Annotated in this window: 22 protein-coding genes; 15 read left to right on the top strand and 7 right to left on the bottom strand. The window is 37.9% G+C overall.

Annotated elements, in window-relative coordinates:
* The first annotated feature begins 3 nt into the window (after positions 1-3).
* From H4J65_RS09655 to H4J65_RS09635, 5 genes are all read left to right on the top strand, one after another.
* A complete protein-coding gene (locus H4J65_RS09655; protein WP_182197882.1) occupies positions 4-489 on the top strand; it encodes a DUF4440 domain-containing protein in 486 nt (161 codons plus the stop codon).
* A 278-nt stretch (positions 490-767) separates the two neighbouring features.
* Entirely contained in the window at positions 768-1196 is a 429-nt protein-coding gene (locus tag H4J65_RS09650; protein ID WP_182197880.1) for a MerR family DNA-binding protein, read from the top strand.
* Complete coding sequence (locus tag H4J65_RS09645; protein ID WP_182197878.1) at positions 1189-3453, top strand: heavy metal translocating P-type ATPase; 2265 nt, start codon at positions 1189-1191, stop codon at positions 3451-3453. Before H4J65_RS09650 ends, H4J65_RS09645 begins: the two co-directional genes overlap by 8 nt.
* 15 nt (positions 3454-3468) lie before the next feature.
* Positions 3469-3834: a cupredoxin domain-containing protein gene (locus H4J65_RS09640; RefSeq protein WP_182197876.1), complete on the top strand. Its 366-nt coding sequence runs from the start codon at positions 3469-3471 to the stop codon at positions 3832-3834.
* A 607-nt stretch (positions 3835-4441) separates the two neighbouring features.
* Positions 4442-5338 (top strand): hypothetical protein, encoded by an 897-nt coding sequence (locus tag H4J65_RS09635; protein ID WP_182197874.1) that lies wholly within the window; start codon positions 4442-4444, stop codon positions 5336-5338.
* Positions 5339-6538: 1200 nt separating this feature from the next.
* Here H4J65_RS09635 and yfaE read toward each other — a convergent pair.
* The 5 genes from yfaE to ubiG form a co-directional block, all read right to left on the bottom strand.
* Positions 6539-6796: a class I ribonucleotide reductase maintenance protein YfaE gene (gene yfaE, locus H4J65_RS09630; RefSeq protein WP_182198211.1), complete on the bottom strand. Its 258-nt coding sequence runs from the start codon at positions 6794-6796 to the stop codon at positions 6539-6541.
* A 12-nt stretch (positions 6797-6808) separates the two neighbouring features.
* A complete protein-coding gene (gene nrdB / locus H4J65_RS09625; protein ID WP_182137873.1) occupies positions 6809-7939 on the bottom strand; it encodes a class Ia ribonucleoside-diphosphate reductase subunit beta in 1131 nt (376 codons plus the stop codon).
* 141 nt (positions 7940-8080) lie between these two features.
* Complete coding sequence (gene nrdA / locus H4J65_RS09620; protein WP_182137874.1) at positions 8081-10351, bottom strand: class 1a ribonucleoside-diphosphate reductase subunit alpha; 2271 nt, start codon at positions 10349-10351, stop codon at positions 8081-8083.
* A gap of 678 nt (positions 10352-11029) precedes the next feature.
* Positions 11030-11707, bottom strand: coding sequence for an HAD family hydrolase (locus tag H4J65_RS09615; protein ID WP_182197872.1), 678 nt, complete (start codon positions 11705-11707; stop codon positions 11030-11032).
* A 125-nt stretch (positions 11708-11832) separates the two neighbouring features.
* Positions 11833-12540, bottom strand: a complete 708-nt coding sequence (gene ubiG / locus H4J65_RS09610; protein ID WP_182189282.1) for a bifunctional 2-polyprenyl-6-hydroxyphenol methylase/3-demethylubiquinol 3-O-methyltransferase UbiG — start codon at positions 12538-12540, stop codon at positions 11833-11835.
* Positions 12541-13019: 479 nt separating this feature from the next.
* Here ubiG and gyrA point away from each other — a divergent pair, with 479 nt between their 5' ends.
* The 10 genes from gyrA (at position 13020) to H4J65_RS09560 (ending at position 24445) form a co-directional block, all read left to right on the top strand.
* The gene (gene gyrA, locus H4J65_RS09605) at positions 13020-15764 is read left to right on the top strand and encodes a DNA topoisomerase (ATP-hydrolyzing) subunit A (RefSeq protein ID WP_182184861.1); all 2745 of its coding nucleotides are present in this window, start codon (positions 13020-13022) and stop codon (positions 15762-15764) included.
* A 507-nt stretch (positions 15765-16271) separates the two neighbouring features.
* On the top strand, positions 16272-17354 hold the full coding sequence (gene serC / locus H4J65_RS09600; RefSeq protein ID WP_182197870.1) for a 3-phosphoserine/phosphohydroxythreonine transaminase: 1083 nt from the start codon (positions 16272-16274) through the stop codon (positions 17352-17354).
* A 101-nt stretch (positions 17355-17455) separates the two neighbouring features.
* Positions 17456-18814 (top strand): 3-phosphoshikimate 1-carboxyvinyltransferase, encoded by a 1359-nt coding sequence (aroA, locus tag H4J65_RS09595; RefSeq protein WP_182184859.1) that lies wholly within the window; start codon positions 17456-17458, stop codon positions 18812-18814.
* 41 nt (positions 18815-18855) lie between these two features.
* On the top strand, positions 18856-19548 hold the full coding sequence (gene cmk, locus H4J65_RS09590) for a (d)CMP kinase (protein WP_182197868.1): 693 nt from the start codon (positions 18856-18858) through the stop codon (positions 19546-19548).
* Positions 19549-19644: 96 nt separating this feature from the next.
* Positions 19645-21312, top strand: coding sequence for a 30S ribosomal protein S1 (gene rpsA, locus H4J65_RS09585; protein WP_146879902.1), 1668 nt, complete (start codon positions 19645-19647; stop codon positions 21310-21312).
* 98 nt (positions 21313-21410) lie between these two features.
* Complete coding sequence (gene ihfB, locus H4J65_RS09580) at positions 21411-21698, top strand: integration host factor subunit beta (RefSeq protein WP_077286743.1); 288 nt, start codon at positions 21411-21413, stop codon at positions 21696-21698.
* A 70-nt stretch (positions 21699-21768) separates the two neighbouring features.
* Positions 21769-22020, top strand: a complete 252-nt coding sequence (locus H4J65_RS09575) for a lipopolysaccharide assembly protein LapA domain-containing protein (protein ID WP_182137881.1) — start codon at positions 21769-21771, stop codon at positions 22018-22020.
* Position 22021: 1 nt separating this feature from the next.
* Entirely contained in the window at positions 22022-23191 is a 1170-nt protein-coding gene (gene lapB, locus H4J65_RS09570; protein WP_182137882.1) for a lipopolysaccharide assembly protein LapB, read from the top strand.
* 121 nt (positions 23192-23312) lie between these two features.
* Positions 23313-24008 (top strand): orotidine-5'-phosphate decarboxylase, encoded by a 696-nt coding sequence (pyrF, locus tag H4J65_RS09565; RefSeq protein WP_182197866.1) that lies wholly within the window; start codon positions 23313-23315, stop codon positions 24006-24008.
* 134 nt (positions 24009-24142) lie between these two features.
* The gene (locus H4J65_RS09560) at positions 24143-24445 is read left to right on the top strand and encodes a helix-hairpin-helix domain-containing protein (RefSeq protein WP_182184856.1); all 303 of its coding nucleotides are present in this window, start codon (positions 24143-24145) and stop codon (positions 24443-24445) included.
* A gap of 112 nt (positions 24446-24557) precedes the next feature.
* On the opposite strand, the gene deoD is transcribed toward H4J65_RS09560, so the two are convergent.
* Positions 24558-25262 carry a purine-nucleoside phosphorylase gene (gene deoD, locus H4J65_RS09555; RefSeq protein WP_182137885.1) on the bottom strand — a complete coding sequence of 235 codons (705 nt, stop codon included), beginning with the start codon at positions 25260-25262 and terminating at the stop codon, positions 24558-24560.
* Positions 25263-25390: 128 nt separating this feature from the next.
* Positions 25391-25561, bottom strand: a complete 171-nt coding sequence (locus H4J65_RS09550) for a XapX domain-containing protein (protein ID WP_182137886.1) — start codon at positions 25559-25561, stop codon at positions 25391-25393.
* Positions 25562-25597 lie beyond the last annotated feature (36 nt).

The following is a 25597-nucleotide window of genomic DNA, read 5'->3' as shown; positions in this document are numbered from 1 at the left end:
AATATGAAAGTAATTCACAGTATATTAATGGTCACTTTACTCTTGTTAGCAACAGTGAGTTTTAACTTACCTGCACATAGTAATGACAAAAATACAGCTAAAATTGTGGCCAAAAATTCAATAGTTGCCACTGAAGCGGGAAAAACGATTGCACAATTTCATCAAGCACTGAAATCAGGCGACAGAGTAACAGCTAGAGCCTTATTAGCGAATAAGGTGACAATTTTTGAAGGTGGCGGCGTAGAAAAATCCGCAGATGAATATGCGGAACATCATATGCTTGCGGATATGAAATATTTGGCAGAAATTAATACCGAAGTCTTAGATCATCAAATCAAAGTTATCGGTAATATTGCCTACTCTATGTCGAGAAGCAAATCGACTGGTCAGTTTCAAGGGAAAGATATTAATAATGAAGGTATGGAAACCATGGTGCTTTTAAAAGAAGCTGGAAAATGGAAAATCGTTCATATCCATTGGTCGCACTAAGTGAACTAATTAACAACAAGCAAGTAAATATATATTATTGGCACTGCTAGAATGGATGATTATTTTTCAATCTACTGACCAAGGTGATAAAAGCCATAGTAATCAATCTATTACCTTACGTTAAAAACGGCATAAAGGTTGCGCTTAATTAAGCACCATTGTGGTTATCTAACTGACAAAGATATATTTTATTTGACCTGTGTCTTAGACATAGGTGTAAAGTGAGTTTATGTTATTAAAAACATATTTTTTGCCTTATTTAAAAGAGGAGTCATGTCATGACAGTAACTGAATTAGCTAATGCGATAAACACAACACCTGATACGGTGCGTTATTACACCAAAATGGCGTTTATTACTGCCCGAAAAAATCCTAATAATGGCTATAAAATTTATGGTAAAAGTGCCCAGAATAGACTTAAATTTATTTTAAGTGCTAGGCAATTAAATTTTTCAGTGGCCGAGATCAAAAGTATTTTAACTGAAGCTGATAAGGGACATAGCGCCTGCCCATTAGTGAGAGAAATAATTGAACATCATCTTACTGAAACTGAAAAGCAGTTTCAGGCGGCGTTGCTGTTACGTGAAAAATTAAGCAAGGCCATTAACGATTGGCAAGACAAACCTGATAAAACACCCACTGGAGATATGATCTGTCACCTAATTGAAAGTGAAGATAACACAGACCAAGGAGGTAATAATGAGTAAATTAACCGGCAGTACGGGCAATCAAAATACCCAAGAGCTGATTATTGAAGGCGCAGGCTGTGCAAGCTGCGTGGGTAAAATTGAAACCGCGTTAAAAAATATTAATGGCGTAGACAGTGCAGAAATGAATTTTGCTTTGCGCACAGTCTCTGTCGTTGGGAAAGTTGCCCCTAACGTGCTGATAAAAGCGATTGAAACCATAGGTTATAACGCGAAAAGTGCCAGTGATCGTAGTGATAATGACTTATTAGATGAAAAAGAGCTTGCCGATCAAAAATACTACACCGGCTTAATAAGGCAGGTTTGGATTGCTCTGGGCCTAGGTGTACCGCTGATGATTTATAGTATTTTTGGTGGTCCTATGACCGTTGAAACATCACTAGAGCGCGGTATTTGGTTATTTATTGGTGTTTTATGCGCTGGCATTATGTACTTTGCAGGTAAACATTTCTATATAGGCGCGTGGAAATCATTGGTAAATCACAACGCTAATATGGATACCTTAATTGCGCTAGGAACAGGCACCGCCTGGATTTATTCCATGGTCGTTGTTTTCTTTCCTATGGCATTACCAGAGATGGCACGACATGTTTATTTTGAAGCGACAGCCATGATTATCGGCTTAATTAACCTAGGGTTAGCGCTTGAAGTCAAAGCAAGAGGCAGAACGAGTGAAGCGATCAAACGCTTAATTGGTTTACAAGCTAAAACCGCGCGTGTTGTGCGTGACGAGAAAGAAATAGATATAGCTATCGAGCTAGTTTTGCTCAATGACATTGTACGAGTAAGGCCAGGAGAAAAAATTCCAGTCGATGGTATTGTAACGCAAGGACACAGCTCAATCGACGAGTCGATGTTAACAGGTGAGCCCATGCCAGTTGAAAAAGTTGCAGGCGATGCCATCGTTGCCGGTACTTTAAATAAAACCGGTTCAATTTTATTTAAAGCAACGCGAGTGGGTAAAGACACGGCATTAGCACAAATTATTAATATGGTTAAAAGAGCACAAAACTCTAAACCGCCCATTGGCCGTTTAGCTGACGTTATTTCGGCTTACTTTGTACCTGTAGTGATGATTATTGCCATCGTCAGCGCGTTAGTCTGGCTTAACTTTGGTCCTGAGCCAACATTAGCTTTTGCCGTAGTTTCAGCAACAACGGTTTTGATCATTGCTTGCCCTTGTGCTCTTGGCTTAGCCACACCTATGTCGGTAATGGTTGGCGTAGGTAAAGCCGCTGAGGCAGGGGTGTTAATACGTAATGGTGAAGCCTTGCAAGCCGCTTCAAAAATTACCACCATGATTTTCGATAAGACCGGCACAATCACCGAGGGTGCGCCAAAAGTCACTGATATTATTGTTGCTGATGAAAGCTACACAGAAAAATATATTTTAACCGTAGCCGCGAGTATAGAGCGTGGCTCTGAACATCCCCTGGCACAAGCCATTGTTGACTCAGCCATTGAGCAAGAAATTGAACTTGAAAGTACTACTGATTTTCAAGCCATTGCAGGTCATGGCGTAACAGCAATATACCATGGTCAGCAATTACTTTTTGGCAATCAGAAGTTGATGTTGAAAAATAATGTCGTGTTAAATGAGGTTGTTACTAAAGCGCAAAAGCTTGCCGATGAAGCTAAAACACCTATGTATTTAGCGATTGATAACAAACTCGCCGCCATTATCGCGGTATCTGATCCCATCAAGCAAGACTCTGTTGAAGCGATAAAGAGGCTTCAGGCTAATGGTATCCGTGTCGTTATGCTAACGGGTGACAACAAAGCGACAGCTAATGCAGTGGCGAAAAAAGTGGGTATTACCGAAGTATTTGCTGAAGTATTACCAGAAGAAAAATCAGATAAAGTGGCAGAGCTTCAAGCTCAAGGTGAAATTGTTGGTATGACAGGTGACGGTATTAATGACGCCCCCGCATTGGCATTGGCCAATGTTGGATTTGCTATCGGTACCGGAACCGATGTTGCGATAGAAAGCGCAGATATCACCTTGATGAGAGGTTCATTACATGGCCTTGCGGATGCGATAGCCGTGAGTAAAGCCACACTGCGCAATATCAAACAAAATCTTTTAGGTGCCTTTATCTACAACGCGGCGGGTATACCTTTTGCCGCAGGCATTTTATACCCATTTTTTGGCTTGTTACTGAGTCCAGTTATTGCCGGCGCTGCCATGGCATTTTCATCATTAACTGTGGTCAGCAATGCCAACCGTTTACGCTTTTTTAAACCACAAGATCATTAAGTTAAGGAGAGCAATATGTTAATAATTAATTTAGTGGGCTTAGGGTTAATTGTGTTAATTATTTGGTGGTTTTGGTTATACAAAGCGCCATCAACTCAAGTCAGTGATGAACAATATAAAAGTGAAATAACGCTAGTGGTTGCAGACGGAATTTATCAACCGGCACATATTTCATTGCTTGAAGACAAACCACTGGTCATTACATTTATTCGCAAAGATGCGAGTCCTTGTGCGGCCACTGTGCTATTTCCTGATTTAGAAATTAGTGCAGATTTACCGTTAAATAAAGCGTTTTCAGTACAATTACCAGCGATGAAAAAAGGTGAATATGCCTTTCATTGTCAAATGAAAATGTATAACGGCACGATTGTTGTTAAGTAAATATAGCCCAATGGAGTCTGGGTATTATGACTGATTTAGATGAGAGTGTTGGTGTGAGAGAAAATAGCTGGGTAGTTAGGTATATTAGGCTTTTCAATTTTTGGCTTAGACAAGGCTTTGTTTAGCGAAAAGAAGCCAAATTTTTATTTAACTTCTGATTTGATCAATTTTAATTTTGATGACATTGAAGATATTATTTAACAATATGTTCAATGTCATGTTCAATAATATATTAAGGATATTCACCAATTATAGCGAATATCTACTCAATAAAACCATAAAAAATATTGTGCTCAAAAGGTTAACTATTTAGTTACTATACAAGCTATTTTTTTATTTTTATTGTCTTTTAAACAGCAAATGATGTCGTATCAATTCATTTTGATTACCATTATTCTTACCCAGAGCTTCTGAAGTATAGGTAAACTAAGACATGAAGATATTTATATCGAAATAATCGGTAGTAGCGAAATTATAAAAATAAAAACCAAATTAGGAAATAAATAACAAAGTTTTGACTATAATAGAAACAAATGTGGAGTTTTATTTCTCTTCTATCTAAGGAGAAATAAATTCAAATGGAAAATAAACATAAAAGGACTTAATTATGAAAAATAAATTCAAAGATACCTTCTTCGGTCTCTTTTTCTCACTTCTAGCAATACCAGTACTTGCAAACTCAAGTGAATATTCTTTGGAAAATAATGTCATTACTATTTCTTGCCCAGAGGTCTGTAACACCAAAAAGGAAATAATGAAATATTTGGGGTTCTACAATTCTCTACCATCCAAAAAACAACGATTTCGCATCACTTATAAAGGAGAAAATTTAGACTACATTACATTGAGAGGGTTCATACGTGAATACAAACCTACGTCTACGCCTTTTAGTAAAGATGGAGCATTCGAACCAAACAAGTTACCAACTGTTATTGCTGATATGTTGAATCCTGAAGGCAAAATAAAAAAAGTAAAAGACTCTTATTCTACATTTGATGCGCCACTTGAATGTGAATATGACCCCGATTACTCCTGTCAGCAGTGGGTGAACAGTGGAGATATTATTGATCATCTAAATAATATGAGTATTGAATTTACTGTAACCCAAGAGTATATTGATGCTCAAAATACGGCTCGTCGTTTAATTATTACAGCCGCTACAAGCCTCCATGTTGGAGCTATAGCTAGAAAAATTGCTGCAAAGTTAAGTGTCTATATTAGTGCAGGCCTAACAGAGTCAATAGCTGCAACTTTGTTAAACGAAATGCTAACCAATACAACGTGGTATCAAGTTGATCTTGAAGTGGGAGATACAATTGTTAGACGTGGAGGTTCAAGTAATACAACTGTAATACGTTCTAATTCTGGTAATACGGGTAGTAGTAGTGAAAATTATGGAGATCGAGATTATGGTCGATGGGAAACCGATAGCGGCTACCACATATGCGTAGTTGCATACACCAATTCAGGAGGTGGATGGGCTGCACAAACAGTATGTTACTAATAAATTTGAAATAGTTATATTCTGCGAGGTGTTCTTTCAATTATAATAACCACTCAGTTAACAACGAGTGGCTATTATATAAACAGGGGTAATTTTGAATATTTTTATTGTCACTATAATGGCATATTGTTGTCTTTTATTCTCAGCTTATATTTACAAAAGAAAAAATGAATTATTTGCTACTATTTATTTCATTCTTTGCTATTACATTTCTTCAGTGACCTCTACTGAGGAAAATCCTTTTATCAATTTTGAAGGTATATTTGCCGCAATTATATTCTGTATGTTAAGCCTGTTTCAAGAATTGTATGTAAGGCGTAAACAGAAAGCTAAAAAAAGTATTGTAGATATTGAAAAATATTTAAAAACTTTTTTGATTATTTCATCGGTAACCTTTTGCTTGGCATTTGTTTTGTTTGGAATTAATTCAGGAAGGATAACGGTATTACTGTTGTTTTTGTCAATTGCCTCATTTGGATCTTATGTTTTATCTATTGCGATAAATCGGATCTATAATTATTTTTGTCTAAATAATAAAAGTTAATCAGAATTAATGTATAGCTATTCTCCCTAAAGATGCAGAAACGAGTGCTTGAAAATTATCATTGATCCTACTTTAAAGAGAAGCTCCTATTTTGAGTGACAAACGCCGTTATTGAGCAAGTCGTTTAAGGGATTTTCGGCTGAAAATTTATCTACTTGACGATTAAATAAGCGTCGAAAAAATGGATAATGTCGATAATAAATTATAAACGACCTTGAATCGATTTATGATTGACTTCAAAGACTGTTTGAAAATGTGATTTAAACCTGACAGTTATACAAAATACGTTAGAAGGTCTGTTCTATGTTATCCATACAAATCTAGTTCAATATTCCTTAAAAGCTGAGAGCAGCATATTAAAATTTATCCATCACTTACAAGGGCAAGTGTTTCTAATGCATATTACATTTTACCCTTGAGAAGCTTGCATCGACAAGTTCCTCAGTAGCTATCTCTAAAGTGAAAATGGCTTTCAATATATTATCTTTCTAATATATTAAGGATATTCATCAATTATAGCGAATATCTCCTCAATAAAACCATAAAAAATATTGTACTCAAAAGGTTAACTATAATGTTCAACTTCAAGCTTGGTGTTGTTATACCACAACGCCAAGTTCGACTATCATAAAATCTTAATCTTACAGCGGCGAAACTTAGCCGTGTATATCTATCTCTATATCGCTGGTAGGTGTTGAACAGCAAGTGAGAATTTCATTGTCGCCGATAAAAGCCAAGGGGAATTGAGCGTACTTAACCGTGCCTTTTTTTAACAAACAACGACAAGTTCCACAAAAGCCATCTCGGCAATGAAACTGTGAGTCAATATTTTTTCTTTCTAACGCATTGAGAATATTTTTGTCTTCATCGAGGAACATTATCTTCCGTCCCTCGACGGTAATATTAAAAGCCATCAATACTATAAATTATAAATCGAAGTCGTCAAAATCATCACTTGATACTGATGAGTCAACTTGTCCAACTAAGTAGCTAGAAATTTCAGTTTCTTGTGGCGCTACTTGTACATTGTCACTCACTAAATAGGAATTCATCCAAGGTAATGGGTTACTTTTTATATCAAATGGTGCATCAAAGCCAATGGCAGTTAAACGTTGATTACTAATATATTCAATGTATTGCTTTAAGATAGCAGCGTTAAGACCAATCATTGAGCCGTCTTTAAATAGATAATCAGCCCATTCTTTTTCTTGCTCTACCACATCCATGAAAATTTCTTTACCTTCTTCACGCAAGGTTTTAGATATTTCTTGCATTTCAGGGTCGTCTCGACCTGACATCCAGTTATTAAGAATATGTTGTGTACCGGTTAAATGCAGTGCTTCGTCTCGGGCAATAAGTTTAATGATTTTTGCATTACCTTCAAGTAACTCACGTTCTGCAAAGGCGAAAGAACAAGCAAAACTAATATAAAAACGAATAGCTTCCAAGGCATTGACCGAACAAATGGCTAAATATAGTCGCTCTTTTAATTTACGTTCGCTAACCTCGATAGTTTTACCCTCAACCTGGTAGCTGCCTGGGCCTTGCGACTGTAATAATTGTGTGGTGATAATAACCGAGTCAAAATACTTTGCGATGCTGGTAGCACGCTTCAAAATTGACGGATTCACCATGATGTCGTCAAACACTTCACTAGGGTCAGTAAATAAATTACGTAAAATGTGAGTGTATGAGCGAGAATGAATAGTTTCACTAAAAGCCCAAGTTTCAATCCATGTTTCGACTTCAGGCAATGAAACTAGTGGCAATAATATCGTGTTAACTGAACGTGCCGTTATTGAATCGAGTAACGTTTGATATTTTAAATTAGATATAAAAATATGTTTTTCAGAGTCAGTTAGACTCTGCCAATCGGCACGGTCTTTTGATACGTCAATTTCTTCTGGACGCCAAAAAAATGATAATTGTTTTTCGATCAGTTTTTCAAACGCCATAAAACGTTGTTGATCGTATCGTGCAATATTAACACTGTTTCCCAAAAACATTGGCTCTAACAAGGCATTGTTAGCTGTTTGGTTAAACGTAGTGTACGACATTTATATCTCCTAGAAATAGCGCCGTTTGAGGCGCGATATTTCATCTTTTAATAGTAATTAAGCTGATTTTTATTAGTTTTTATGCCAGATATATAAATTGGCAAAAAAGAGGAAAACTAGGTGTTCTCCTCTGGTGGTGCTTTATATTTTACATGCGCCGCCGGCACAATCGTCTTCAGCTTCTATTAGGTTGTCGTCAGCACCATCACGTGTGTTGTGATAATACATCGTCTTAATACCAAGCTTGTAGGCGGTTAAAATATCTTTTAATACTTGTTTAATTGGCACTTTGCCACCTTCAAAACGAGAAGGGTCGTAGTTGGTATTGGCTGAAATAGTTTGATCGATAAACTTTTGCATAATGCCAACTAATTGTAGATACCCTTCATTACTTGGAATGTTCCAAAGAAGTTCATAATTATCTTTTAATTTTTCATATTCAGGTACAACTTGCTTTAAAACACCATCTTTACTGGCCTTAATACTGATTAAACCACGAGGCGGTTCAATGCCATTAGTTGCATTAGAGATTTGTGATGAGGTTTCTGACGGCATTAATGCTGATACGGTTGAGTTTCTAACGCCATGTTTTTTAATACTAGCGCGCAACGACTCCCAGTCTAAATGTAAGGGTTCAGCGGTAACATTATCGATTTCTTTTTTGTAAGTATCGATAGGTAATATACCTTGAGATAAACGCGTTTCATTAAATTTAGGGCAAGCACCTCGTTCAATAGCTAACTGATTTGACGCTTTGAGCAAGTAGTATTGAATCGCTTCAAAAGTACGATGAGTTAAGTTATTGGCACTACCGTTTGAGTAGTAAACCCCATTTTTTGCTAAGTAATAAGCGTAGTTAATCACACCTATACCTAATGTACGACGCCCCATAGTGGCGGTATGTGCTGCTGGAACTGGGTAATCTTGATAATCTAATAAGCTATCTAAAGCACGTACGGCTAAGTCAGCTAGACCATCAAATTCGTCAAGGCTTTTAATAGCACCTAAGTTAAACGCTGATAATGTACATAGGGCAATTTCACCATTGGGATCATTAACATCTTCCATTGGCTTGGTTGGTAAGGCAATCTCTAGACATAAATTACTTTGACGAATCGGTGCCACAGTGGGGTCAAATGGAGAATGTGTATTACAGTGATCAACGTTTTGTAAATAAATACGACCTGTACTGGCGCGTTCTTGAGCAAATAAAGTGAACAGTTCTATCGCTTTAATACATTTTTTACGAATTGAATCATCAGCTTCGTATTGAACATAAAGCGCTTCAAACTTTTCTTGATCCTCAAAGAATGCATCGTATAAACCCGGTACATCACTTGGGCTAAACAAAGTAATAGATTGACCTTTGATCAAACGTTGGTACATCAATTTATTAAATTGTACGCCGTAATCTAAATGACGAACGCGGTTTTCTTCAACACCACGGTTATTTTTAAGTACGAGTAAACTTTCAACTTCTAAATGCCAAAGTGGATAGAACAGGGTCGCTGCACCACCACGAACACCACCTTGTGAACAACTTTTCACAGCGGTTTGAAAGTGCTTATAAAATGGAATACAACCGGTATGAAATGCTTCGCCATTGCGAATCGTGCTGCCTAATGCGCGAATACGACCAGCATTGATACCAATACCAGCACGTTGAGAAACATACTTAACAATGGAGCTTGAGGTAGCATTGATTGAATCTAAACTATCGCCACACTCAATCAATACACATGATGAGAATTGACGAGTTGGTGTACGTACACCGGCCATAATAGGTGTTGGCAACGAAATTTTAAAGGTAGAGATAGCATCATAAAAACCTTTAACATAATCTAAGCGCGTTTCTTTCGGGTATTTAGCGAACAAACAAGCTGCGACTAAAATATAAAGAAATTGTGCACTTTCATAAATTTCACCGGTGACACGATTCTGTACTAGGTATTTACCTTCTAACTGCTTTACTGCTGCGTAACTGAAATTTAAATCACGGCCGTGGTCCATAAAGCTTTCTAACTGTTCAAATTCGTCAGCAGTGTAATCAATTAATAAATGCTGATCGTATTTACCTGCCTCTACTAGTTGTACGACATGTGGGTAAAGCTGAGGTGGCTCAAACTGACCGTATGCTTTTTTGCGCAAATGGAATATAGCTAAGCGCGCTGATAAATATTGATAATCAGGTGTTTCTTCTGAGATCAAATCAGCCGCTGCTTTAATAATAGTTTCATGAATGTCAGACGTTTTAATACCATCATAGAACTGAATATGAGACTTCAGTTCAACTTGAGAGACCGAGACATTGTCTAGGTCTTCAGCAGCCCAAGCAATTACTTTATGGATTTTTTCTAAGTCTATGAGTTCTTTTGAACCATTGCGTTTTGTGACAAAAAGTTTGTTAGTCATGCAGTACCTGTAAATCTGTTTGTTGTTATAAATACCCAAAATAGATGGATATAATGTTAATTGCCTCAAGATGATATTTACACAAGGTAAATTGTATTTCATTCAAAATACCTTTGAATGAAAAATGCACTATATCTTGGGGTTTTTAAGAAACTAATCACAAGATAGTGCGGTTTGTGTGATATTGCAAGAATAAAAGTTGTCGAATATTGGTTGCTTTTTTGACAGTGAAAGTTCTGTTAGTAACAACTAACTTAGTAGCTCTTTTCAATTTTGATTTTTCTAAAACGCAACGGTTATTTTAATTTTTTTTTAGCCCTAAATTATTTTAAGTTATTTTTTAGAGTTTATATGACTAAAGAGAATATTAAAAATATAAACTTTAATATTCAATGACTTATATTTTTGGTTGATTCTTGGGCGCATTAATTGACGAATGATTGTTTTATCAACGCTAATAGATGATATTTTGATGCTATTAATTAAAACGCTAGTGAATAAGGAGGAGGGATTAGCCACGAAAGCGTGCTGTTTTTAATATTTATACTTATTTGGTATTAGGCTAGATTTACTGTCAGTAAAACGAGTTAATCGCTTAATGTCATCAGCAAAGTAAAGCTGCTCTGAAACTAACAAAGTAGTGCAGCTTATCATTCAGTATCGGTTAATAACTCAGTATCAGTTAATAAAGCTGAGTAGGTCTAATGGTGTAGCGATGATATGATCTGCTTGCCAAGTTTGACAATTTTCGTTGCTAAGAATATATCCCCATTTAGCCACGAACGTAGTCATTTCAGCGCTATTACCGGCTTGGATATCACGTAGAGCATCGCCAACATAAAAACACTGCTTATTATCAACATTAATTTGCTGACAAGCGTGTAATATTGGCTCAGGATCAGGCTTTCGTTTAGTTAAGGTGTCACCCCCGACCATAACAGCACAGTTTGCCAACTCAGGGTAATAAGGTAAAAGCAGTTTTGTTAAGCCCTCAGGTTTATTGGTGATAATACCCCAAGGTATATTGTTGGTTTCTAAGTTTTTCAGTAATTGAGCAACGCCTGGATACAGGCAGGTATGCTCAGCAATATTTTCTTGATAGTAATGGAGAAATTGTTGACGTAAAACTTCATAGTCATATTGTTTAATGGCTGAGCCAAAACCTAGGTTTAGTAATCCTAAAGCCCCGTCTGAAGCAATAGGGCGATAATCTTTTGCGGCGACAGTGGGCTTATTGTAATGGCTTAAAACATGATTTAATGCCGCGCCTAAATCATCAGCAGTATCTAATAGTGTGCCGTCTAAATCAAAAAGTACACTGGCAAGTTGCACAGTGGAATGATGGGGAGTTGACATAATATCGCTCTATTTCGTTATAATTATTTTTATCGGCGGGGTAGCGGCGAGAATAAGATTTTATTAACGCGTTAATTTGCACCCATGCTATTTTAAACGGCAGTTTCAGCGTTAAGCTAGCACAGCTAAACGCGTTGACAGCAAAGAATATAGTTGACATCAAGTGATGAGTTTAACTTATGATTTTCAGTCAACGGATTATAGTGAATACCGGCGGCATCGATGCATTTCAGCTCATACGACTCAGCCCATGCTATTAATGTTGATGGGCGAATAAAACTCTTGTGGTCATGAGTGCCATTAGGCACAAGCTTCAAAATTTTCTCTGCTGCGACTATCGCCAATAAATAGGCTTTTAATGACTTATTCAGGGTAGAGAAAAAAACAAAGCCACCGGGTTTAACCATTTGAGCACAGGCCTTTATAATAGATTCGGGATCAGGCACATGTTCGAGCATCTCCATACAAGTAACGACATCGTAGTGTTGTGGCTGTTGTTGGGCTTTTTCTTCGGCGGTTATTTTTTGATAGTCGACACTAACACCGGCTTCTAAAGCATGCAGCTTGGCAACATTTAAGGGCGCTTGTCCCATATCAATGCCAGTAACATCTGCACCAAGTTGCGCAAGGCTTTCTGCTAAAATACCACCACCACAGCCGACATCAATTATTTTTTTTGCAGAAATATCGCCGACATGCTGGCAAATAAACTGTCGGCGCAAAGGATTAATTTGGTGTAGAGGCTTAAAATCACCATCAAGTTCCCACCATTGGCTAGCAACTTGTTCAAATTTAGCGATTTCGTCTGGATTAACGTTTAAAGGATTAGACATAACTACCATCGTTGTTGGTCTTTTAATATTATCGATTCTAAAGCAATAATTACTGCAAGCCTAGTGTGAAAGTTGATTGACCTTAAATCGACAGCAAAAAAGGTGATTTTTTTATTTGTAATCTAATTGCTAGTAGCACATTGCTTTGTTTTTTCTCAATCAGGTCGTAGGTATATCAATAACAATGATGGTAAAATAAGTGCTTGAATATGAGATATGTTTAACACCCTAATAAGCGCTAATATTTTTAGGTATAGGCGCTTGAATTTAGCTGATAAATACCTCTAAAATCAAATCCATATTATTGTTGTGGTTAATATCGAGCATTTACTTGAAACTTTACCTTTTTAACGGCAAGATTAAGCCATACAAAGCGGTAGGGCATGACAAATATTTATGCTAGTATGCTGTGTTAATTATAAATATAATAATTTCGAAATTTTCTGAATTAGATTTACGTTAAGGGATACCATCAATTTATGACCGATTTGGCGAATAATATTGCTCCTGTCAATATTGAGGACGAGCTAAAAAGCTCCTATTTAGATTACGCGATGAGTGTAATCGTAGGTCGTGCATTACCAGATGTACGTGATGGCTTAAAGCCAGTGCATCGTCGCGTACTTTTTGCGATGAACGTGTTGGGTAACGACTTTAACAAGCCGTATAAAAAATCAGCACGTGTTGTTGGTGATGTTATCGGTAAGTATCATCCACATGGTGATACTGCTGTTTATGACACTATTGTTCGAATGGCGCAGTCATTTTCATTACGCTACATGCTTGTTGATGGCCAAGGTAACTTTGGTTCTGTTGATGGTGATTCAGCAGCGGCTATGCGTTATACCGAAATTAGAATGTCGAAAATCGCTCATTCTATTTTGGCTGATTTAGACAAGGAAACTGTTGATTACGTTGCCAACTACGATGGCACAGAAATGATACCAGCGGTAATGCCAACGCGCATTCCTAACCTACTGGTCAATGGTACCTCAGGTATCGCAGTAGGTATGGCAACTAATATTCCTCCTCATAACTTAACTGAAGTTATTAATGGTTGTTTAGCTGTTATAGAAAATGACGATATTAGCTTTGAAGAATTATTAGAATATATTCCCGGTCCAGACTTTCCAACAGCGGGTATTATCAGTGGTCGAGCGGGCATTCAAGAAGCTTATCTTACCGGCCGTGGTAAAATTAAAATTCGTGCTCGAGCTAGAATCGAAGTTGATGAAAAGTCGGGTAAAGAAACCATTGTTGTCTACGAATTACCGTACCAAGTTAACAAGGCCCGTTTGATTGAAAAAATGGCCGACTTGGTGAAAGAAAAACGTTTAGAAGGTATTTCTGCTTTACGTGATGAGTCTGATAAAGACGGCATGCGTATGGTAATAGAAGTGAAACGTGGTGAAGTGGGCGAAGTTATCTTAAATAACCTATATAAGCTTACTCAAATGCAAGTTTCATTTGGTTTAAATATGGTGGCATTGACCAACGGTCAACCTAAACTATTTAACCTGCGTGAAATGATTGATGCCTTTGTTTTACACCGTCGTGAAGTGGTCACACGCCGAACTATCTTTGAATTGCGCAAAGCACGAGAACGCGCACATTTATTGGAAGGTTTGTCGATTGCACTTTCTAACATCGACCCCATTATCGCATTAATTAAAAAATCACCAACACCAGGCGAAGCAAAAGAGCAATTATTAGCTTGTGGCTGGGACTTAGGTCTTGTGGCTGACATGTTAGCTGCTGCCGGTGATGACGCTGCACGTCCTGAGTGGGTTGAAGAAGAGTTTGGTATTCGTGATGGACAATATTTTTTAACGCCACCACAAGCACAGGCGATTCTTGATTTACGTTTACATAAGTTAACGGGCTTAGAACACGAGAAAATTTTAAGTGAATATAAGGTATTATTAGATGTAATTGCTGAATTACTTTATATCTTGGCAACACCTGCTCGCTTAATGGAAGTTATTCGTGAAGAGCTTGAAGCGATTCGTGATGAATTTGGTGATGAACGTCGCACTGAAATTACGAATGCCTCACATGACTTATCTATGGAAGATTTGATCACCGAAGAAGATGTGGTGGTAACGCTTTCTCATGAAGGTTATGTTAAGTATCAAATATTAAGTGATTATCAAGCGCAACGTCGCGGCGGTAAAGGTAAAGCAGCGACGAAAATGAAAGAAGAAGACTTCATTGAACGCTTACTGATTGCCAACACACATGACACCATTTTATGTTTCTCTGACCGCGGTAAACTTTATTGGTTAAAAGTATACCAGTTGCCATTAGCAAGTCGTACCGCTCGTGGTCGTCCAATCGTTAATATTTTACCGCTTGATAAAGGTGAACGTATTACGGCTATTTTACCTGTACGCGAATACGAAGAAGATAAATACATCATTATGGCAACAGCGTCAGGTACGGTGAAGAAAACCGCTTTGACCGCTTATAAAAATCAACGTGCTAATGGTATTATTGCGCTGAATTTACGTGATGATGATACTCTCATTGGTGTTGCTATTACTGACGGAACTAACGACATTATGTTGTTCTCTGACGCTGGTAAAGTGGTTCGTTTTAATGAAAAAAGACGTGACAGTGAAACAGGCGAAATAAAAATTGATCCTGAAACAGGTCTAGAGCAATGGGCATTAAAACCTATTGGTCGTACAGGTACTGGTGTTCGTGGTATCAAGTTAGAGGGTGAACAAAAAGTCGTTTCTTTAATTGTACCTACCAATGATGGTCCAATCATGACCATTACTGAAAATGGCTACGGTAAGCGTACGGCATTAGATGAGTATCCTGCGAAGAGTCGTGCAACTAAAGGTGTTGTTTCAATTAAAGTCAGCGAACGCAACGGCCCTGTTGTTGGCGCGGTACAAGTTGAAGAACAAGACGAAATCATGCTGATCACAGATAATGGTACCCTAGTGCGTACTCGTGTTAGTGAAGTTAGTGTTATTGGTCGTAATACTCAAGGTGTTCGTATCATTCGTACCATGGAAGGTGAACATGTTGTTGCCTTACAACGTATTGATGAAATAGCAGAAGTTGAAGTATTTGAAGAAAACGAGGATGGCGAGCTAGTGCCAATTCAAGTCATAGAGGGTGAGCAAGTAAACGCGCCTGAAACTGATATTGATATAGAGAGCGAAAGTGAAGGCGATGAGCCAACACTCAATAATGACGATACGCCAGAGTAACTGTCGTTAATTTATAAAAAGGCGGTTATAACCGCCTTTTTTTATGCGTAAAATTTAGCCATTTAATTAGCTTGATAATGGTTATATCAAATTCTATTTTTGAATTGATGCTACGTACCAAACAGGTATGCTAGTAGCGGTTAAATTTCATGTGAATTTTTACAGTGGTTATCATACCAATTTGATTAATTAAGCCAGTTATCTATTCATTTTCATCATTAAAAATGAATAGATAACTAATTGGATAAAATACCCATGCCATTAAGTTATTGACCACTTGTGCTCGTTACAATAGCCCAAGGCTGTGTTGTTCATATAAAGGTGAGTACTTAGGTTTAGTTTGGAACAATAAACCTGTACCTTGATTTGTTTTCCTGCGCACAACAAGATCACAAATTTGATGGAACTGGTATAATATCGTGAGATAATAGAATAACTTGCTATTGATGACCCAATGTCAGGCCAATTATAATTTAATAAGTTTAATAAATAAGGGTGTAGTGTTAAATGTCTAGTGTTTACAATTTTTGCGCAGGTCCTGCGATGTTACCTGTCGATGTAATGAACAAAGCGCAGAGTGAATTTTTAAATTTTGCCGATACCGGTAGCTCTGTGATGGAACTGAGCCATAGAAGTAAAGAGTTTCTTGTTGTTGCAGGACAAGCTGAAGCAAATTTACGTAAGCTGATGGCTATTCCTGAAAATTATAAAGTGCTTTTTTGTCATGGTGGAGGTCGTGGTCAGTTTTCTGCTGTTGCCTTAAACTTGTTGGGTGAGAATAAAAAAGCAGATTATATCGTCAGTGGCTCTTGGTCTAAATTAGCGGCAGAAGAAGCCAGTCATTACGGTAATATTAATGTGTTCAATGCCATAGAACATATTGATGGCGTTCAACGTATTAAACCCAGTAGCGAATGGCCCATTAGCCCAGATGCGGCCTATGTGCATTATTGCCCCAATGAAACAGTAGACGGCATCGAGATTTTCGAGGTGCCAAATACCGGTAATATCCCCTTGGTTGCTGATATGTCGTCAACTATTTTGTCACGTGAATTTGACGTCAGCAAATTTGGCTTGATTTATGCCGGTGCGCAAAAAAATATTGGCCCGTCGGGTTTAACTATAGTTATCGTACGTGAAGATTTATTGGGTAAGGCGCATTTAGACACCCCATCAATTTTGAACTATGAAATACAGGCTAAAAATGGCTCAATGTATAACACACCACCCACTTATGCTTGGTATTTAGCGGGTCTTGTTTTTGACTGGTTATTAGCTAAAGGCGGCGTTAGTGCTATTGCTGAAATTAATCACCATAAAGCGCAGTTACTTTATCAATATATTGATCAAAGTACTTTTTACAAAAACTCAATAGTGCCAGAAAATAGAAGTTTGATGAATATACCTTTTTGGTTAACGGATGACAGCTTATCTGCTGAATTTGTAAAACAAGCTGAAGCTCAGGGTTTAACTGCCCTGAAAGGCCACCGCATGGTTGGTGGAATGCGAGCGAGTATATATAACGCTATGCCAATAGAAGGCGTGCAAGCATTGATTAATTTTATGGACAGCTTTGCTCAACAGCATTAAGTGTCAACATTCAATAATATAATGAATATAGCAGCCTAGTGAAGCAATGGCCTAGGTTAAGCGGGAAGTTTCCGTAAAGGAAAGATTTAACTGGAATCATAATGTCAAACCTAGAAATTAAAAAAAATAGTACCTTAACAATAACGGCTAAACCTGGCCATAAAGTCAGCGGAGATATTTTAGTACCGGGCGACAAGTCATGTTCTCATCGCTCTATAATGTTTGGCGCGCTTGCTGAAGGTACCACGCATATTAGTGGTTTTTTACCGGGTCAAGATTGCTTGGCAACGATGAATACATTTAAAGCTATGGGCATTGAAATTGAAGGCCCAGATAGCGAACACAATGTTACCGTTCAGGGTAAAGGTTTACATGGTTTAACCAAACCAGATGGACTATTAGATATTGGTAACTCAGGCACATCCATTAGACTACTTTCAGGTATTTTAGCAGGCCAACGGTTTGAAACTCGTATGGCTGGCGATAATTCTTTAAACAAACGTCCAATGGGGCGAGTGATCACACCCTTACAACTTATGGGGGCTAATATTACCGCCGCTAGTGACGGCACGCCGCCAGTTGTGTGTAGTGGTTTAGCCGCAGATGAAAAACTTAATGCGATTGACTATTTATTACCCATGGCCAGTGCACAAGTAAAATCTTGTGTGTTATTGGCTGGTATGTACGCAGATGGCACAACATCTGTGACTGAGCCTGGCATTACGCGCGATCATACAGAACGCATGCTAACGGCATTTGGTTATCCGGTTAAGTCGATAGAAACTGAACAAGGTAAGAAAATATCCATTGAAGGTGGTCACAAGTTAACCGCCTGTGATATTCAAGTGCCGGGCGACATATCTTCCGCTACTTTCTTTATGGTCGCGGGCTTAATTGCCAAAGAAGGACAAATAACTATTCGTAATGTTGGGATGAATCCCACACGCATAGGTGCCATTAATATTTTACAGCAAATGAATGGAGAAATACTTGTTACAAATGAACGGTTAGCGGGAGGTGAACCTGTTGCCGATCTTGTGGTATCATCTTCGCCGCTTAAAGGTATCGATATTGATGAACGTGATGTTCCACTTGCTATAGATGAATTTCCAGCAATATTTATTGCTGCGGCATGTGCAACGGGTATGACACGATTAAGAGGTGCTGAAGAATTACGTGTTAAAGAAAGTGATCGTATTCAAGCAATGGCAGATGGCTTAGTTGAGCTAGGTATTGATTGTACCGTTTACCCTGATGGTATCGATATTACTGGTGGTCAGCTAACTTCAGGTACGGTTGAAAGTCATGACGATCATCGTATCGCTATGTCATTTGCTATTAGCTCTCTAAGAGCTACAGGTGAAATAACAATTTTAGAGTGTGACAATGTGGCGACTTCGTTTCCAAATTTTGTTGCATTAGCAAACCAAGTAGGATTGACGTTAATCCCAAGTAACTAACACCTTATTGTGTTAGAAAAAAGTCAGCTAGGAAGAATTGAATGAACCAACAAATCCCTGTAATTACAATTGATGGACCAAGTGGTGCGGGTAAAGGTACCGTTGCGCGTATTCTCGCTGAGCAACTAGGTTGGCACTTATTAGATAGTGGCGCCATTTATCGTGTATTGGCCGTAGCAGCTCAGCACCATAATATTAGCGTAGAAGACGAGCAGTCCTTATTACCTGTAGCAGCGAATCTTGATGTACAGTTTCAAACCTGTAATGAAGGTGAAGGTAAAGTCATTTTGGAAGGCGAAGATGTATCTAACGCCATTCGTACCGAAGAAATAGGCGCTCTAGCATCGAAAGTTGCTGCGTTTCCTCGCGTACGTGAAGCTTTACTGCGACGCCAGCGTGCTTTTAAAGTTGGACCTGGTTTAGTTGCTGATGGTCGTGACATGGGCACTATAGTGTTTGTTGATGCGCCAGTTAAAGTTTTTTTGACTGCCAGCGCTGAAGAAAGGGCGCAAAGAAGATTTAATCAGTTGAAAGAAAAGGGCTTTGATGTTAAAATGACGCGCCTTTTGGATGACATACGTCTGAGAGACGAGCGAGATCAAAACCGCAAGGTGGCGCCGCTTGTTGCTGCAGAAGGTGCGTTAATTATTGATTCTACTGAACTTTCTATTGAAGAGGTGGTTAGTAAAATCCTCTCATTTAGCAATGAAAGATTAATGCAAACTGAACATTAACCTATCGCCTACTGTAAGGATGCACTGGGCAACTATTTAATTACCCCATGAAACAATGACGTTGACTGGATTAATAACTGAGTTTATATACAAGTTATGACTGAAAATTTTGCACAACTATTTGAAGAAAGCTTAAAAACGATCGAAACACGTCCTGGTTCTATTATCAAAGGGACTGTAGTCGCCATCACAAAAGACAACGTTTTAGTTGACGCTGGCTTAAAATCTGAATCTGTTATTTCAATCGACCAATTCAAAAGCCTTACAGGCGAAGTAGAAGTCTCTGTTGGTGATGAAGTTGATGTATCGCTTAAAGCTACAGATGATGGTTTCGGTGAGACTATTCTTTCTCGTGATGACGCTAAACGTCATGAAGCATGGCAAGTGCTTGAAAAAGCATATGAAGAAAAAGAAACTATTATCGGTGTTATCAACGGTAAAGTTAAAGGTGGTTTCACAGTTGAAGTTAGCAATATCCGTGCTTTCTTACCTGGTTCACTAGTAGACGTACGTCCTATTCGTGACACTACTCATCTTGAAGGTAAAGATTTAGAATTTAAAGTTATTAAGCTTGATCAAAAGCGTAATAACGTAGTTGTATCTCGTCGTGCTGTTATCGAATCAGAAAGCAGTGTTGAACGTGATGAACTATTAGCTTCTCTTGCTGAAGGCATTGAAGTTAAAGGTATTGTTAAGAATCTTACTGACTACGGTGCATTCGTAGACCTAGGCGGCATTGACGGCCTACTTCACATCACAGATATGGCTTGGAAACGTGTTAAGCACCCGAGTGAAATCGTAAATGTTGGTGATGAAATTCAAGTTAAAGTATTGAAATTCGATCGTGAGCGTACTCGTGTATCTCTAGGTATGAAGCAGTTAGGCGAAGATCCATGGGTTGCTATCGCTAAGCGTTACCCTGAAGGCGCTAAGCTTACAGGTCGCGTAACTAACTTAACTGACTACGGTTGTTTTGTTGAGATTCAAGAAGGCGTTGAAGGTCTAGTTCACGTTTCTGAAATGGATTGGACTAACAAAAACATCCACCCATCTAAAGTTGTTAACTTAGGTGATACAGTTGAAGTTATGGTGCTTGAAATTGACGAAGAACGTCGTCGTATTTCTCTTGGCCTTAAACAATGTATCCCGAACCCTTGGGAAGAGTTTGCTAAGAACTTCAACAAAGGCGACAAAGTATCAGGTAAGATCAAGTCAATTACTGACTTTGGTATCTTTATTGGTCTTGACGGCGGCATTGATGGTCTTGTTCACTTATCTGATATTTCATGGGCTGGCGGTGAAGAAGCTGTTCGTGAATACAAGAAAGGTGATGAGATTTCAGCGGTAGTATTACAGGTTGATCCAGAACGTGAACGCATCTCTTTAGGTGTTAAACAAACTGAAGATGACCCGTTTAATCAATATCTTGCAGATAACAAAAAAGGTGCTATTGTTACAGGTAAGGTTATTGAAGTAGACGCTAAAGGCGCTAAAATTGAATTAGCCGAAGGCGTTGAAGGTTACCTTCGTGTTGCTGATATTTCACGTGAACGTATCGAAGATGCGACTACTGAATTATCTGTAGATGACAGCGTTGAAACTAAGTTTGTTGGTGTTGATCGTAAGAACCGCACTATCAGCTTATCAATCAAAGCTAAAGATCAAGCAGACGAGCGTGAAGCTATGGATACATTGAACCAAGCACCAGAAGAAGAATCTGGTCTTAGTGCAATGGCTGAAGCGTTTAAAAACGCTAAGATATAATTCCTAGCTATACCAAGAGAAGAAGAACTACATTAAAGTAGTTCTTCTTTATTGTTTAAATCCGATGGCGCGAAGCTATAGTGAACACTGGAGGTCACATGACCAAGTCAGAACTCATTGAAAGATTAGCAGATAAATTAAATCATTTAGCTGCGAAAGATGTAGAACAAGCTATTAAAGAAATTCTTGAAATGATGGCGCACACTTTGTCAAAAGGTGAGCGTATTGAAATTAGAGGTTTTGGCAGCTTTTCGTTGCATTATCGCGCTCCTCGTGTGGGACGGAACCCAAAAACTGGCGAGTCTGTCGAGCTTGACGGAAAATATGTTCCACATTTTAAACCTGGTAAAGAATTACGTGAAAGAGTAAATCTTTCAATCGCGTAATTGCAGAATTTATGACTAAACGGCATGCTATCAGCATGCCTTTTTTTTGTGTTGTTTTGGACGAACTATTATGCGCCTTTATATTACTGTTATTCTTTTTCTTATCTTACTTGCCATTGCATTTGTTTTTGGTAGTCAAAATGATCAAGTACTGACCTTAAATTATTTGATTGCAAAAACTAATCTTTCAGTTGCTGCAGCGGTCAGTTTATTTACCTCAATAGGTTTTGTGTTAGGATTATTATTTGCTTTGTTTTGGAAGCTGCTTGGCATGATAAAGACCAGCAAAAATAATCAACTGAATACGGAGAAGAAGTCTTAGTATGCTAGGATTATTATTCTTATTGTTACCGGTTGCTATGGGCTATGGTTGGTTTATGGGACGCAATAGCGTTAAACAAAACGACCATTCAGCTACACAAGAACTTTCAATTAAATATTCTACTGGATTAAATTATTTATTTTCGAATCAACAAGATAAAGCGATTGATTATCTACTTGAAGCGTTAAAAGTTGAAGATGATACCGTAGAAGCTCACTTTGCCATGGCAAATTTATTTAGACGTCGCGGTGAGCTTGATAGAGCACTGAAAGTGCATGAGCATTTAGTGCGCCAAAAACACTTACCTAATAGTGCTAAACAGCAAGCGGTATTTGAATTAGCAAAAGACTTTCTTAGCGCCGGATTATATGATCGCGCTGAAGCGATGTTTCATAAGTTACTAAAATCAAAAATTTATGGTTTGAAATCGCTAAGCTCCTTAATGAAGATTTATCAATCAACAAAAGATTGGCAACAAGGTATTGCGCTTAAAAAAGCCATCGCAAAAACTCGTGACACAAAACTCTTACATACCTTAGCTAATTTCTATTGTGAACTTGCTACTTTGGCATTAGAAAAAGATGAATTTATTGAAGTCATTGAGCTATTAGATAATGCATTAAGTCATGATCCTAATTCATCTCGAGCAAATTGGTTGATGGCACAAATATATGAAAATCATCAGCAATATAATGAAGCCTGCCAATGTTATAAGGCTATTTATGAGCAAGATAAAGAATTTTTTCCCGATGTAATAGATAAAATGTTTATTTGTTATCAAGCACTTGATGCTGAAGAAGAGTTTTTCCAATTTATCAGAAAGGTTTATGAAGAAACGGGTGCCACATCAGCGCTTATCAAATATTTATCACATATAGAGCAAGTTAAGGGTGTTAATCAGGCGAAAAAATTTATCTTAACAGCATTAAATCGCCGACCTACTATCCGTGGTTTTAAGTATTTTGTGAAAATGCAAATGAATGACGGCGAGTCTGAAAATACCTCTGAAAATCTTGAAGTGATCCGTGAGCTTGTTTCAGCCTATCTGAATGTTAAGCACCGCTATAGTTGCAGAAGTTGTGGTTTTAATTCTAGCACCCATTATTGGTCATGTCCTTCATGCCATGATTGGGAGCAACTTAAACCTATACGGGGTTTAGATGGCGAGTAACGCCACACTCTAGTGCTCCAATTTTACAGTGTTAGCAGATCAAGCCTAAAATTTTTTGACTTGCTGATGCAAATGCCAAAACATAATTATATAACAATATTTACCTAGTAAGGAAAACAGCATGAGAGATGCAAAAGTCGTTGTGGCGTTAGATTTTGATAACAAAGATGAGGCATTATCTTTTGTAGATAAGATTCAGCCGAGTGATTGTCGATTAAAAGTAGGCAAAGAAATGTTTACTCATTTTGGCCCTGATTTTGTTAAAGAACTTGTTCAGCGTGATTTTGACGTGTTTCTTGATTTAAAATTTCATGATATCCCTAATACTGTTGCGAAAGCAGTTGTAGCCGCTGCTGATTTAGGGGTTTGGATGGTTAATGTACACGCTTCTGGTGGTCTTAAAATGATGGAAAAAGCCAAAGCGGCTTTATTGCCCTATGGAGATAAGGCACCTTTATTGATTGCGGTTACAGTTTTAACCAGTATGGGGCCAGAAGATCTTGCAGGAATAGGTATTACTAAGTCACCGGCTGAACATGTACTGGATCTAGCGTCGTTGACTAAAAAAGCCGGTTTAGACGGTGTTGTTTGTTCAGCAATGGAAGCCGAATCACTGAAGAAATTATTAGGTAAAGACTTTAAACTAGTCACACCAGGTATACGCCCAGCAGGGAGCAATGCCGATGATCAAAAACGTATTATGACACCTCAACAAGCAATAGATGTTGGCGTAGACTATTTAGTGATTGGTCGTCCGATCACTCAAGCTGAAAATCCACAGGCTGTATTACAAGAAATTAACCAATCAATTAGTTAGTTTTAACTATTAACTTGTATTTATCACCCTATCTATTTGACAAATAACGATAAGACTTCTAAACCTAATAAGGTGAATTATTATTTATGATAATTCATTTATATGGAAATTCATTTTATTAGAAGGAAGGTCTTATGAAAAAGCATATCTGTTATTCTCTTGTTATCTTATTTACGGTAATGTCATTGTCACTTCAAGCGGAAGGCTTCAACGAAACGCCAGCCGTTATTTCATCTCAAGAAATACAAGTTATTGATATTAATAAAGCGGATATTGAAACTTTAGCGTTATTAAAAGGTGTGGGAGAAAAACGAGCAAAAGCAATCATCGCTTATCGAGAGTTAAAGGGTGAATTTAAATCTCTTGGTGATTTAAGCCATGTTAAAGGTATAGGTCAGCACACATTAGAGCTTAATAAAGGCAGGATTAAGTTGTAATGATTGATAATTATGCACGAGCAGTGGAATAATTAAGATTAGATAATATAGTGCTAAAGGTGACAGTAAAAAGCCAGTCTATTGACTGGCTTTTTACTGTCTAGCTTAATCTTTACAACAAGCTATCTAGGGTCAATTCCATCATATCTTTGAACGTTGTTTCACGTTCATCAGCTGTGGTTTGCTCACCAGTTTTAATATGATCGCTCACGGTTAATACCGTCAGTGCTTTTTTACCATACTCAGCAGCAACACCGTATAAACCTGCAGCTTCCATCTCAACAGCTAAAATACCGTACTTTTCCATTAAGGCAAACATTTCTGGGTTCGGTGTGTAAAATAAATCAGAGGTAAAAATATTACCTACACGAATTTTTTTACCAGTTTTTTCCGCTGTTTTTACCACGTTATGTAATAACTCAAAGTCAGCGGTAACGGCGAAATCACAACCATTTAAACGTGAACGATTAACATTTGAGTCTGTGCTTGCGGCCATACCAACAATGATGTCGCGTAGTTTTATATCATCACGAACTGCACCACAAGAGCCAATGCGAATAATACTTTCAACGCCATAGTCTTTATACAATTCTGTCGCGTAGATTGAAATAGATGGTATACCCATTCCTGAGCCCATCACTGAAACGGGTTTGCCTTTATAAGTACCCGTGTAGCCAAACATGTTGCGTACACGGGTGACACATTTTGCATCATCAAGAAAATTTTCTGCTATATATTTTGCGCGTAGTGGGTCGCCCGGCATAAGTACCGTTTTAGCGAAATCACCTGCGTTTGCTTCTATATGTGCTGTTGCCATGAGAGTTAACCTTTGTTAGTGGTGTTTCAATCACAGTAAGTTTTTAGCCATTGCTGATATATGGTATCAATTCAGCCGCTATCAAGGATGTTTTACTGATATGTCTTTTAAATATTTAAAGTGGAATTCTAACTGAAAAAGCGCTCGATGATCCAGTGATAACCGATGCCGCCTAAATAAATGCCGAAAATTCCGGCAATACCCGATAAAACAGGGGGTGCAGGTATGGGTAATTTCAGTAATGAAAATATCAAGCCCACAACAATACCTGTTATTGTCGCGATAATAACTTCGTACACGTGTTCTCCTAGTTGATTGTTAATTAATTATTTTAA

The organism is Colwellia sp. MB02u-9 (assembly GCF_014077085.1).
Taxonomy (GTDB): Bacteria; Pseudomonadota; Gammaproteobacteria; order Enterobacterales; family Alteromonadaceae; genus Cognaticolwellia.
Note: the sequence above shows the minus strand (reverse complement) of the source record. Positions and strands in the feature narration are given on the sequence as shown.